The organism is Caulobacter sp. (assembly GCF_049283275.1).
GTDB lineage: Bacteria > Pseudomonadota > Alphaproteobacteria > Caulobacterales > Caulobacteraceae > Caulobacter.
On record NZ_JBAPVS010000074.1, the window covers coordinates 1 to 12,426 of the forward strand.

The window sequence follows — 12,426 nt, forward strand, 5'->3', positions numbered from 1 at the left end:
CGACCCGGCCGTCGGCCGAGACCGCGCCGTCGACGCCGCCGCCGTCGAACGCCAGCATCGGGCGCGCCGCGCCTGGACCGATCGTGCGTCCGATATGCATCTCGTAGCCCGAGAAGGGCGCGTCGCCATCCAGCAGCCGCCCGTTCGTCGCCCGCAGCACCTTATCGCCCAGCAGCACGGTCTCGACATCCAGCAGGCCCAGGCCGGGCGCCGCGCCCGGCGCGCCCTCGATCCCCTCGGGGTCCGACACCGTGCGTCCCAGCATCTGATAGCCGCCGCAGACGCCCAGAACCCGGCCGCCGCGCCGCACATGGGCCAGGATGTCGATGTCCCAACCCTGGGCGCGCAGGAAGGCCAGGTCCGCCAAGGTCGACTTGGTGCCGGGCAGGATCACCAGGTCGGCGTCGCCGGGCACGGGCGTGCCGGGCGGCAAGAAGGCGAAGTCGATGTCCGGGTCAGCGCGCAGCGGATCGAACTCATCGAAATTGGCGATCCGCGACAACATCGGCACGACGATCCGCACGCGTTTGTCGCCGTCCGCGCGGACCGGACGGTCCAGCACCACGGCGTCCTCGGCGGGCAGGGCGCGGGCCGGGGCCAGCCAGGGGGCCATGCCCAGGTCCGGCCAGCCGGTGCGGGCCACGATCTCGCGACGACCTTCATCGAACAGCGAAGGATCACCGCGGAACTTGTTGATGATGAAGCCCTTGATGCGCTCGCGGTCAGCCGCGTCCAGCACCAGGTGCGCGCCGGCCAGGGCGGCGATCACGTGGCCGCGGTCGATGTCGCCGATCAGGGCCACGGGCACGTCGGCGGCGTGAGCGAAACCCATATTGGCGATGTCGCCCTTGCGCAGATTGGTCTCGGCCGGGCTGCCGGCCCCCTCGATCAGCACCAGATCGGCCTCGGCGGCCAGAATCCGATAGCTCTCGACCGAGGTGGCCAGCAGGTCGGGCTTCAGCCCCTGGAAGGCTCGAGCCTGATACGCGCCGACCACCTTGCCCCGCACCACCATCTGGGCCCCGACATCGCTCTGAGGCTTCAGCAGCACCGGGTTCATGTGGACGCTCAACGGCGTGCGGCAGGCGATCGCCTGCAGGGCCTGGGCCCGGCCGATCTCGCCGCCGTCGGGGGTGACCGCGGCGTTGTTGGACATATTCTGCGGCTTGAACGGCCGCACGATCAGGCCGCGATTGGCGAACAGCCGGCACAGCCCCGCCACCAGGGTCGACTTGCCCACGTCCGAACCGCAGCCCTGGATCATCAATGACGCCATGCCCCGCGCCTATAGGGCCCGTCGGCGATGCGCAAGGCGCCGCTAGCGCCAAGGGCTGGAGCGCTCTATATCCCCGGTCACATGACGATCGATCACGACTCCCGCCTCCGGCGGCTGAAGTTCCGGGCCTGGCATCGCGGATTTCGAGAAGCGGACCTCATTCTGGGGCCGTTCGCGGACACCCATGGCCCTAACCTGACCCCCGAGCAGCTCGACACCCTCGAAACCCTGTTGGAGGAGTCGGATCGTGAGATCTACGCCTGGATCGTCGGCCAGGAGCCGACACCGGCCAAGTTCGACACCGACGTCATGAACCTTATCAAGACCTTCCGCTACGAAGCTCATGCTTCGCGGCCGATTGGCGACGGAATGTAGCGGCGCCGCCCGGACCGTTTTTCGGGCACAGCATCAGCACCGGCGGCGTTGTCGCTGGCTCAACCTTCGAAGAGTTGCATGGCCTACGACGCCAAACAGATCGCCAAGGCTTCCGGCAGCCTGACCCTGGCCGGGGCGCCGGAGGGTTTCGACGCGCTGGTCATGGCCGACATCGCTCGGTCTCGCGGCGGGTTGACGGCCTTCGTGGCCCGCGACACCGCCCGGGCCAGCGCCTTCATCGACGCCCTGAAGTTCTTCGCCCCCGAGATCGAGGCGGTGTTGTTCCCCTCGTGGGACTGTCTGCCCTACGACCGCATCGGTCCGTCGGCCGGGGTCGCGGCCGTGCGCATGGCCACCCTGCATCGCCTGGCCGAGGGCTTGGGCAAGGACAAGCCGGCGATCCTGGTCACCGCCGCGCCGGCCCTGCTGCAGCGCGTGCCCGAAAAGTCGGTCCTGCTGCGCGCCAGCTATTCGGCCAAGGTCGGCAACGTCGTCGATGTGAAAGACCTGGAGCGCTATTTCGCGATCAACGGCTACAACCGCGCCTCGACGGTGTCGGAACGCGGCGAGTTCGCCGTCCGCGGCGGGGTGATCGACGTGTTCCCGCCCGCGGCCGAGGAGCCGGTGCGCCTGGACCTGTTCGGCGACACCCTGGAAAGCATCCGCGCCTTCGACCCGGAAACCCAGCGCTCGACCAAGCAACTGCGCGAGATCCAGCTGCTGCCGGTCAGCGAGGCCCTGCTCGACAAGGAAGGCATCGCGCGGTTCCGCAACGGCTATATCCGCGCGTTCGGCGCGCCGGGCGATGACCCGCTGTACGCCACGGTCAGCGAGGGGGGCCGCCGCGCCGGCCTGGAGCACTGGCTGCCGCTGTTCTATGAGCGAATGGCGACCCTGTTCGACTACCTGCCCGACGGCGCCCTGATCGGCATCGATCACCAGGTCACCGAGAGCCGCGACGAACGCCTGGCGATGATCGCCGACGCCTATGACGCCCGCGCCTCGGCCGACCGCAAGTCGGCCTACCGCCCGCTGACGCCGGACGCCCTATACCTGACCGCCAAGGAGTGGGACCAGGCGGTCGAGGATCGCCCCAACCGCAAGTTCACTCCGTTCCAGCCGCAAGGCCTGGACGTCGTCGACATGGGCGCCAAGCTCGGCCGCACCTTCGCCGCCGAGCGCGCCCAGGACAGCGTCAACCTGTTCCAGGCTACGGCCGATCACGCCACATCGTTGGCGGGGCAGGGCAAGCGCGTGCTGTTCGCGTCGTGGTCCGAAGGCTCGTCCGAGCGCCTGGGAACCATGCTGGCCGACCATGGCCTGAAGAAGATCCCCTACGCCGCCTATTGGCAGGCGGCCAAGGCCAATGACCCCAAGACCCCGCAGCGCGTGGTCCTGCCGCTGGACAACGGTTTCGAGACCGAGAACCTGGCGGTCATTTCCGAGACCGACATCCTGGGCGACCGCCTGGCCCGGCCGCGCAAGAAGCGCCGCGCCGCCAACTTCCTGGCCGAGGCCAGCGCCCTGACGCCGGGCGACCTGGTCGTCCATATCGACCACGGCATCGGCCGTTACGAGGGTCTGAAGACCCTCGACGTGCAAGGCGCCCCGCACGACTGCCTGGACCTGCTGTATGGCGGCGAGGCCAAGCTCTACCTGCCGGTCGAGAACATCGACCTGCTGACCCGCTATGGCACCGACGCCGAGAACGTCCAGCTGGACAAGTTGGGCGGGGCCGCCTGGCAGGGGCGCAAGGCCAAGGCCAAGGAACGCCTGCGGATCATGGCCGAGGGCCTGATCCAGATCGCCGCCGCCCGACAGCTGAAGTCGGTGGAGGAGACCGACCCGCCGCACGGCGTGTTCGACGAGTTCTGCGCCCGCTTCCCCTACGAGGAGACCGACGACCAGCTGTCGGCCATCCACGACGTGCTGGAGGACCTGTCGTCCGGCAAGCCGATGGACCGGTTGATCTGCGGCGACGTGGGCTTCGGCAAGACCGAGGTCGCCCTGCGCGCGGCCTTCGTGGTGGCGATGAGCGGCAAGCAGGTGGCCATCGTCTGCCCGACCACGCTTCTGGCCCGCCAGCACTACAAGACCTTCAAGGACCGCTTCCAGGGCTGGCCGGTCAAGGTCACCCGCCTGTCGCGCCTGGTCACCGGCAAGGAAGCCGCCGACACCCGCGAAGGCCTGGCCAACGGCCAGTTCGAGATCGTGGTCGGCACCCACGCCATCCTGTCCAAGCAGGTGTCGTTCAAGGACCTGGGCCTGGTCATCGTCGACGAGGAGCAGCACTTCGGGGTCAAGCACAAGGAGAAGCTGAAGGAGCTTCGCGCCGACGTGCACATGCTGACCCTGACCGCCACGCCGATCCCGCGCACCCTGCAGATGGCGCTCAGCGGCATCCGCGAAATGTCGATCATCGCGACCCCGCCGGTCGATCGCCTGGCGGTGCGCACCTACATCAGCCCGTTCGATCCGGTCACCCTGCGCGAGGCCCTGCTGCGCGAGAAGTATCGCGGCGGCCAGGCCTATTATGTGGTGCCGCGCATCAAGGACCTGGAGGACATCGAAAAGTTCCTCCGCACCCAGGTGCCCGAGGTGAAGTATGTCGTCGGTCATGGCCAGATGGCCCCGACCCAGCTGGAAGACGTGATGACGGCCTTCTACGAGGGCCAGTACGACGTGCTTCTTGCGACCACGATCGTGGAGAGCGGACTAGACATCCCGTCCGCCAACACCCTGATCGTCCACCGCGCCGACATGTTCGGCCTGGCCCAGCTCTATCAGATCCGGGGCCGGGTCGGCCGTTCCAAGGCCCGAGCCTACGCCTATCTGACCACGCCCAACGAGAAGACCATCACCCTGTCGGCCGAGAAGCGGCTGAAGGTGCTGCAATCGCTCGACAGCCTGGGCGCCGGCTTCCAGCTGGCCAGCCACGATCTGGACCAGCGCGGCGGCGGCAACCTGCTGGGCGACGAGCAGAGCGGCCACATCAAGGAGATCGGCGTGGAGCTTTACCAGCAGATGCTGGAGGACGCCGTGGCCGAGCTGCGCGAACGCCAGGGGGCGGAGGCCCTGCTGGAGGACCGGGGCTGGTCGCCGCAGATCAACACCGGCGCGGCCGTGATGATCCCGGACGACTATGTGCCCGACCTCAATGTGCGCCTGTCGCTCTATCGCCGCCTGTCGGAAGCCGAGAAGTCCGCCGACCGCGAGGCCCTGGCCGCCGAGATGATCGACCGCTTCGGCCCGCTGCCGCCCGAGACCGACAGCCTACTGAAGGTCGTGGCCATCAAGGGCCTGTGCCGCGAGGCCAATGTCGCCAAGATCGACGTCGGCCCCAAGGGCGCGGTCGCCAGCTTCCGCAACGACATCTATGCCGACCCATTGGCCCTGATGCAGTTCGTGGCCAAGAACAACATCGTCTGGAAGGTGCGTCCCGACCAGAAGGTGGTGATCAAGGGCGAGTGGGACACCCCGGCCCAGAGGCTGGACGCGGCCGAGAAGATCCTGACTCAGTTGGTCAAGCTGACGAAGGGCGCCTGAAGCCGGCTGAAATGACCGGGTCCGGATCCCGCCAGCCGTCGGCGCGCGGATTTGTCAGGTTCGGGGAAACCTCGAGAGGAGATTTCCCATGGCCACGATCACCAAGTCCGTCGATGTCGCGCTGACGCCAGACAAGGTCTGGGAGGCGGTGCGTGACTGGGGCCACGTCCACCGGCGTCTGTGCCCCGGCGTGCTGACCGACTGCCGGGAGGAGGAGGGCGCACGGACCGTCACCTTCGCCAACGGCTTGGTCGCCAAGGAATTGATTGTCGCCGTCGACGACGAGGACAGGCGGCTGGTCTGGGCGGTCGTCGAGACGACGTTGCTCAGCCACCACAACGCCGGCATGCAGGTCCTGGCGTCCGGCCAAGGCAGCCGCATCGCCTGGACCGCCGACATTCTGCCCCATGAGGCGGCCGAACAGGTGGCGGGCTTCATGGATCTGGGCTGCGCGGCGATGAAGACGACGCTGGAGTCCTAGCCCGCCGCTTCCAGGGCCTTGTCGATGGCCTGGGCGATGTTCTCCGGGCTCTCGGCCCCGACCACCGCCAGCTTGCCGCCGAAGATGGCGAACGGCACGCCCGTGATGCCGCCCTGGACGGCCATGGCGTGCTCGCGGGCGATGGTTTCCTTGTCCGCCCCTTCCGACAGCAGGCGCAGGATCACCACCGGGTCCATGCCGGCCGCCTCGCCGATCTCGGCCAGCACCACGGGATCGCCGATGTCGCGGCCTTGGGTGAAATAGGCGGCGAACAGGCCTTCGACCACGGCGTCCTGCTTGCCCGCGCCGTGCGCCCAGCGGATCAGGCGGTGGGCGGCGTTAGTGTTTGGCGACAGGGCGATGGCGTTGAAATCGAAGACGATGCCTTCTTCGGCCCCGGCCTCGACCAGGGCGGTGTGCACCGCCTTCAGCTTCAGGGCGTTCTTGAACTTGCCGGCCATATAGGCTTTGCGATCAACGCCTTCCTCGGGAAGGCTCGGATCCAGCTGATAGGGCCGCCAGACGATCAGGGGCTCGACGTCCGGCCGCAGGGCCACCGCCGATTTCACCCGCCGCCAGCCCAGATAGCACCAGGGACAGACGACGTCGGCGACAAGGTCGATCAGCAGCGGCTGGCCCATGGCGCTCCTCCGAAAGATAGCGAACGCTCCAGCACCTAGGGCCGTCCTCGTCCTTCGGCAAGCTCGAGATAAGGCCGATTGCCGGTGCGGCCTCTAGGCCGGGTGTCGCTGTGCGGCCTGGGCGGCGGCGCGTTCCAGGGCGTGGATGGCGCTCTCGCCAGCCTCGATCTGGGCCACACCGATGTCGAACTCGCAGACGAACGGCGGGCGGTCGTCGCCGGCGTCGAAGGCCGTGCAGCCGATCACCGCGGCGATCCGTTCGGCGGCGGCGCGGCCGGCCGCCTGGTTGGTGGCGGGCAGGGCCAGGGCGAAGACCTCGGGCGCCAGGCGGGCGGCGGTGTCCTCGACCCGCACCAGACGGCCGACCATCGAGCCGATCTGCGGAATGGCGCGGTCCAGCCAGCCGTTCTTGCGGGCCCAGACGGTTTCGGGCTTGTCGGCGACCCGCAGCACGCAGATCGACAGCGGTCGGGCCCGCTCGCGGGCGGCCGTCGCCAGGCGGGCCAGGTGGGCGGCGAACAGGTCGCGGGTGAACAGGCCGGTGGCCGCGTCCATCAGGCCCGAGCTGCGAGCCTTCTCCAGGGCGCCGCGAATGGCCTCGCCACGGCGATAGTTGCGCGCCAGCTCGATCACCCGCTTGGCGGTCTCGATCTCGGCGGTCTCCGGCGAGGCGACGTCGGACACCCCGCGATGGAACGCGTCCGACATGGTCACATGGCTCTCGGCCTTCAGATACAGCAGGGCCGGGATGTGGAAGAGGCGGGTGTTGCGGCGCATGCCCGCCGCGATCGACAGGGCTTCCTGCTGATTGTCGCCGGCCCACAGCACAACGGAGTCGAAGGCGCGCTCGTGCAGATAGTCGAAGGCCGTATAGGCGGTGAAGGCGCCGACCACGTCGGCCCCGCTGCGGGTCAGGGCGTTGGACAGGGCCAGGAACTGCGGGGCCGGCTCGCCGATCGCCAGGATGCGGAACGGCTCGGCCTGGGGTTCGGGCAGGTCCAGCCGACGGCCGCGATCGCCGAAGGTGGCCAGGCGGAGCTCGAACTCCTCCTCGGCGATGGCGGTGCGGACCAGGGATTCCAGGCGCAGAACGGCCTGGCTGGGGTGCAGGGGCGGCGACAGCGTCAGGTCGAAGGCTTGGTGATTGGCCTCCGTGCCCGGCTCGCCGATGGCGATCACCGGCAGGCGTCGGGGGGCGACAGCGGCCTTGAGGCGGCGCGACAGCGAGTGCGCGTCGGGACCGGCGCTTTCCAGGTCGACGATCACCGCCTCGATGTTGAGGTCGCCCAGGGCGGCGAGGGCGGCGTAGGGGCCACGCGCGGTGATGGTCCGCCAGCCGAGCTTGTCGAGCCCTTCCGACAGCGGACCCGCGCGAGAATCATCGCGCGCCACGATCAAGATTCGGGCGTTCACCGCCAACTCAAGCCTCCGACCCGGGTACTGGTGTCGCCCGACGACGCGGCGCCGTCGAGATTCGACGCTGCAACATAGCAGAGGCCGCCCGGCCTCATAGGTACGCGTCGCCACAGGCCTGTGCACGGACAAACGGTCTTGCCTGACCGAACGGCAGGGTCGTCTTAGTGTGGGTGAGACAAGAACGCCGCGAGAGTCGGCCGGGAGGAACATATGGCTCAGGGACCGCTGTCCGGCTTGAAGGTGCTGGAATTCGCCGGGATAGGCCCAGGGCCGTTCTGCGGCATGCTGCTGTCGGACCTGGGCGCCGACGTCGTGCGCATCGATCGCAAGGGTTCGGGACGCAGCTCTCCCGCCGACGTCACGGCCCGAGGGCGGCGATCGGTGGCTTTGGACCTGAAGTCGCCGGCCGCCGTCGAGACCTGCCTGAAGCTGATGGAAGGCGCAGACGGGATCATCGAGGGCTTTCGGCCCGGCGTGATGGAGCGCCTTGGGCTGGGGCCGGACGTCGCCCTGGCTCGCAATCCCAAGCTCGTCTACGGCCGCATGACCGGTTGGGGTCAGACGGGCCCCTACGCCAAGGCGGCCGGCCACGACATGAACTACATCGCCATCACCGGGGCGCTAGCGGCGATCGGGACGCAAGACAAGCCCGTACCGCCGTTGAACCTGGTCGGCGATTTCGGAGGCGGGGCGCTTTATCTGGCCTTCGGTCTGCTGGCCGGGGTGATCCACGCCCGCGCCACGGGGCAGGGCCAGGTGATCGACTGCGCGATGAGCGACGGGGCGGCTTCGCTGATGGCCATGTTCTACGGTTTCAAGGCCGGCGGCATGTGGAGCGAGGCGCGTCGCTCCAACCTGCTGGACGGCGGGGCCCACTTCTACGACACCTACCAATGCAGCGACGGCAAGTGGATCTCGATCGGCTCGATCGAACCTCAGTTCTACCTGCTGCTGCTTGAAAAGACCGGGATCACCGACCCGCAGTTCCAGCATCAGATGAGCCGCGAGGAGTGGCCCCAGCTGCGCGAGAAACTGGCGGCGGTGATCGCCACCAAGACCCGTGACGCCTGGTGCGCCCTGATGGACGGCACCGACGTCTGCTTCGCCCCGGTCCTGACCATGGACGAGGCCCCGGGCCATCCCCACAACGCCGCTCGCCAGACGTTCGTCGAGGTGGCCGGCGTCACCCAGCCAGCCCCGGCGCCGCGCTTCTCGGCCACGCCCGGCGCGATCCAGGGGCCGCCGCCGAAGATCGGCGCTGACAATGACGCCGCGCTCGCGGACTGGGGTTTCTCGGCCGAGGCGATCGCCGTGCTGAGGGAGCAGGGCGCGCTGTAGGTCCCCCGTCTCCTGACAGCCCCATTCAGGTCCGGTTCAGCCGCCGGGTCCTAAATCTGATCTTGCAACCGGCCGTCGCGCCACCCGTCCCTCGATGCGGCGATCGGTTCAGGTTCGTCCTGCGGAGACTCGCCGCTTTCCCTGAAGCGGCGGGTCTTTGTGCCTGAGTTTCATGTTTTTTCGGCGACGAGCTTGCGTCGAAGCAGCGCCGACGTCAGTTTCCGCCGGATGAAATCCCCCCAAGACCGTCTTCGCTTTCGGGATCTCGACCTCGATCCGATCCATTGGGTGAGCGAAATTCTCCGCGTCCTGGGCCTGGCCCTGCAGCGCCTCTGGGGCCGCGACGTGATGCTCTATGTGGGCGGCGTCTCGTTCTTCATTCTGCTGGCGGTGTTTCCCGGCCTGGCGATCCTGATTGGTCTCTTCAGCCTGTTGACGACCCCCGAACAGGCCGCCTTCGAAGCCGACAAGCTGGCGTTCCTGATGCCGTCGGGCGCCCGGCCGATCTTCCAGAGCGAACTGGCCCGTCTGGCCTACGCGCCGGAAAGAACCGTTTCGGTGCAGAGCGCCGTGGTGCTGGTCATCGGCCTCTACGCCGCTCATCGCGGCTTCAAGGCCCTGCTGGCTGGACTGTCCTTCATTCACGAAGAGGAAGACCAGCGCGGCTTCTTCGGCTTCAACTTCATGGCCCTGGTGGTGCTGATCGCCGCCTTCGGGCTGCTGTTCGTGCTGTCGGGCGTGTTCCTGACCTTCCGCCTGCTGGCCAGCACCCTGGACCTGCGGCCCCTGGCGGGCGCGTCCTGGATCCAGAGCGAATGGACCTGGGCCAGTCTGGGCCTAATGCTCGGCATGACCCTGATCTACCGTTACGCCATGTCGCGCGCACCGGTGGGTTGGCGCGCGTCGAGCACCGGCGGCTTCGCGGCGGCGGTAATGTGCGTATTCATGTCGTGGGCCAGCGCCTTCTATGTCGAGCAGGTGGCCCATCTGGGCGCGACCTACGGCTCGATCTCGGCGGTGATCATCTTCCTGATCTGGCTGTCCTGGAGCGTCAACGCCGTGTTCTACGGCGGCGCCCTGGCCACCGAGATGGAGATCGCGTTGGACGAGCGGCCCCGGGCCCTGCTCGAAGGCCCCAAGGCCATCACGCTCAAGGCGCCTTCGCCACCAGAAAACTGATCGCGCCGTTTGGAGCATCGACCACCTCCAGAACGGTGGCCCCAATGCTGGCGGCGAAATGCGGCACGTCGATGCGGGCCAGCGGATCGTCAGCCAGCAGGCGCACCAGGCCGCCGGCCGGGGCCTCTTCCAGGGCCCGACGCAGGCGAAGGGTCGGGACGGGGCAGCGGTGGCCGCGCGCGTCCATCAGGCGCTCTTCAGGCTTGGCGTCAGACATCGAACACCGTTTCCGCCTGGACCGCCGTCAAGATTCGATGCTCGCCCGGCGCCAGGTCGTCGGGCAGGGCGATCCCGCCGATCCGCTCGCGGTGCAGGCCGACCACGTGGTTGCCCACGGCGGCGAACATCCGGCGCACCTGGTGGTAACGACCCTCGGTGATCGTCAGCCGCGCCTCGCGCTCGCCCAGCACTTCCAGGGTCGCCGGCAGCAGAGGCTTTTCTTCACCCTCCAGCATCAGGGTCCCGTCGGCGAAGGCCGCGCCCTCTGTTCCGGACAATGGCCGATCGAGCGTGGCGCGATAGACCTTGGGCACATGGCGCTTGGGCGAGATCACCCGGTGCAGGAAGTCGCCGTCGTCGGTGATCAGGATCAGGCCCGAGGTGTCCTTGTCCAGCCGCCCGACGCTCGACAGGGCCGGATCGCGAATCTGCCAGCGCTTGGGCAACAGGTCGTAGATCCGCTCACCGTCCTCGCGATGCGAACACACCACGCCCAGCGGCTTGTGCATGATCAGAACCAAAGGCGCAGGCGGATCAACGGGAACGCCTCGAATCTTCAGGCGCTCGGGCAGGTCGGCGGCGACGGCGATCTTCAGGCCCGCGTCCTTGACGGCCACGCCGTCCAGCACGACCTTGCCCGACGAGACCAGGGCCTGGACGTCGCGCCGGCTGCCATAGCCCAGATTGGCCAACAGCCGGTCGAGCCGAGCCATCAGCGCTTTTGTCACTTGCGGGCCTCGTAGACCTTGAAGCCGCCGGCGTCGGCGATCGGGCGGACGGTCTTGAAGTGCTCGTTCAACGCCGCCTCATAGGGCAGGTGGCGGTTGGCGACGATCCACAGCACCCCGCCCTTGCGCAGCATGGCGGCCGCCGAGGTGATGAAGGCTTGGCCGAGGGTCTTGTCCTCGGCGCCCGTCTCGTGGAACGGCGGGTTGGTGACCACGAAGTCCAGGCCGGTCGCCAGATCGGCGCCGCGCCGGGCGTCGGCCTGCACGACCTCGACCCGGGGGTCGTCGACATTGCGCTTGGCCGCCTCGACCGCCCGGCGGTCCAGGTCGATCAGGGTCAGCTTGGTCACCTTGGGCGAGGCCAGGACGGCATGGGCCAGGACGCCGATGCCGCAGCCCAGATCGACGCCGGCCCCGCTCAGCGGTTGCAGCGACTTCAGCAGCAGGGCCGAGCCGGGATCCAGGCGATCCCAGCTGAACACGCCCGGCTGGGTCCACAGGCCGTCGCCGTCCAGGCGGCGCGGCGCGCCGTCGGCGATGGCGGCGTCCAGGCCGGCGGGATGGGCGGGCTTGAGGGCCACGCAGATCCGGTGGTGACGCTTGGCGCTCTCGCCGATGGTGCAGCCGAACGCCGTCAGCTCCTTGTTCATCCGCAGGCCGCCGCGATCCTTGGGGGCCAGGGCGGTCAGACGCCCCTCGACCTTCAGCGCCCGCAAGGCCTGGGCCAAGACGTAGCGCCGCTCGGCGACCCCGGCCGGCGCCAGGATGACGATCTCGTCCAGCGACCCTTCATCCAGGTCAGCCAGGTCGGTCGAACCCACCACCAGGGGCGAGACCTGCACGGCGTCGCCGGGGACCTCGACGATGTCGAAGGACGGAAAACCGTAGACGGCGGCGCGGACGGAATCGGACATGGAACGGATCTCGGGAGATGTGGCGGGCAGGGTGGGATTCGAACCCACGGTGGACTTTCACCCACGGCGGTTTTCAAGACCGCTGCCTTAAACCACTCGGCCACCTGCCCGGAGCAGGGGCCTATATCAGCGGTCGTGCGCCCGCTCCAGTCGTTTCCGGCGCGTTTGGCCGCACCTTTGGTTAACCAGACGTCAAGGCTCCTGAACGACTCTGCCTTCTGATATGCAACTTCGAGAGGGCAGTTCGGTCATGGGATGCGAGGCGCGAGGCGAGTTTCGTCTGCTGCGCGGCGTGGCCGTGGCCGCCTTTGGC

General features: G+C 68.3%; 11 protein-coding genes and 1 tRNA gene. 5 read left to right on the plus strand and 7 right to left on the minus strand.

Going from position 1 to position 12,426, the window contains the following annotated elements:
- Nucleotides 1–1,276 (minus strand): cobyric acid synthase (locus WAL33_RS03635; protein ID WP_422178584.1); only part of this gene is annotated, 1,276 nt, incomplete at its 3' end.
- An 81-nt stretch (nucleotides 1,277–1,357) separates the two neighbouring features.
- Here WAL33_RS03635 and WAL33_RS03640 point away from each other — a divergent pair.
- The 3 genes from WAL33_RS03640 to WAL33_RS03650 all read left to right on the plus strand — a co-directional run bounded on the left by WAL33_RS03640 (nucleotide 1,358) and on the right by WAL33_RS03650 (nucleotide 5,678).
- Complete coding sequence (locus WAL33_RS03640; protein ID WP_422178586.1) at nucleotides 1,358–1,651, plus strand: succinate dehydrogenase assembly factor 2; 294 nt, start codon at nucleotides 1,358–1,360, stop codon at nucleotides 1,649–1,651.
- A gap of 78 nt (nucleotides 1,652–1,729) precedes the next feature.
- Entirely contained in the window at nucleotides 1,730–5,197 is a 3,468-nt protein-coding gene (mfd, locus tag WAL33_RS03645) for a transcription-repair coupling factor (RefSeq protein ID WP_422178588.1), read from the plus strand.
- Nucleotides 5,198–5,285: 88 nt separating this feature from the next.
- Nucleotides 5,286–5,678: an SRPBCC family protein gene (locus WAL33_RS03650; protein WP_422178590.1), complete on the plus strand. Its 393-nt coding sequence runs from the start codon at nucleotides 5,286–5,288 to the stop codon at nucleotides 5,676–5,678.
- Here the strand turns inward: WAL33_RS03650 and WAL33_RS03655 are convergent.
- Together WAL33_RS03655 and WAL33_RS03660 are read right to left on the minus strand one after the other, a co-directional pair.
- Nucleotides 5,675–6,319, minus strand: a complete 645-nt coding sequence (locus WAL33_RS03655; RefSeq protein WP_422178592.1) for a DsbA family oxidoreductase — start codon at nucleotides 6,317–6,319, stop codon at nucleotides 5,675–5,677. The genes WAL33_RS03650 and WAL33_RS03655 overlap by 4 nt on opposite strands.
- Nucleotides 6,320–6,412: 93 nt before the next feature.
- Nucleotides 6,413–7,738, minus strand: a complete 1,326-nt coding sequence (locus WAL33_RS03660; protein WP_422178594.1) for a diguanylate cyclase domain-containing protein — start codon at nucleotides 7,736–7,738, stop codon at nucleotides 6,413–6,415.
- Between the two features lie 207 nt (nucleotides 7,739–7,945).
- Between WAL33_RS03660 and WAL33_RS03665 the strand changes: the two genes are divergently transcribed.
- Both WAL33_RS03665 and WAL33_RS03670 read left to right on the plus strand, forming a co-directional pair.
- A complete protein-coding gene (locus WAL33_RS03665) occupies nucleotides 7,946–9,073 on the plus strand; it encodes a CaiB/BaiF CoA transferase family protein (RefSeq protein ID WP_422178596.1) in 1,128 nt (375 codons plus the stop codon).
- A 228-nt stretch (nucleotides 9,074–9,301) separates the two neighbouring features.
- A complete protein-coding gene (locus WAL33_RS03670; protein WP_422178604.1) occupies nucleotides 9,302–10,252 on the plus strand; it encodes a YihY/virulence factor BrkB family protein in 951 nt (316 codons plus the stop codon).
- On the opposite strand, the gene WAL33_RS03675 is transcribed toward WAL33_RS03670, so the two are convergent.
- The 4 genes from WAL33_RS03675 to WAL33_RS03690 all read right to left on the minus strand — a co-directional run bounded on the left by WAL33_RS03675 (nucleotide 10,224) and on the right by WAL33_RS03690 (nucleotide 12,223).
- On the minus strand, nucleotides 10,224–10,469 hold the full coding sequence (locus WAL33_RS03675; protein WP_422178598.1) for a sulfurtransferase TusA family protein: 246 nt from the start codon (nucleotides 10,467–10,469) through the stop codon (nucleotides 10,224–10,226). The two genes, WAL33_RS03670 and WAL33_RS03675, sit on opposite strands and share 29 nt — an antisense overlap.
- The gene (locus tag WAL33_RS03680) at nucleotides 10,462–11,199 is read right to left on the minus strand and encodes a pseudouridine synthase (protein WP_422178600.1); all 738 of its coding nucleotides are present in this window, start codon (nucleotides 11,197–11,199) and stop codon (nucleotides 10,462–10,464) included. The genes WAL33_RS03675 and WAL33_RS03680 overlap by 8 nt, the downstream gene beginning before the upstream one ends.
- Entirely contained in the window at nucleotides 11,196–12,113 is a 918-nt protein-coding gene (locus tag WAL33_RS03685; RefSeq protein ID WP_422178602.1) for a class I SAM-dependent methyltransferase, read from the minus strand. Before WAL33_RS03685 ends, WAL33_RS03680 begins: the two co-directional genes overlap by 4 nt.
- Before the next feature lie 20 nt (nucleotides 12,114–12,133).
- A tRNA-Ser gene (locus WAL33_RS03690) sits at nucleotides 12,134–12,223 on the minus strand.
- Nucleotides 12,224–12,426: the final 203 nt, after the last annotated feature.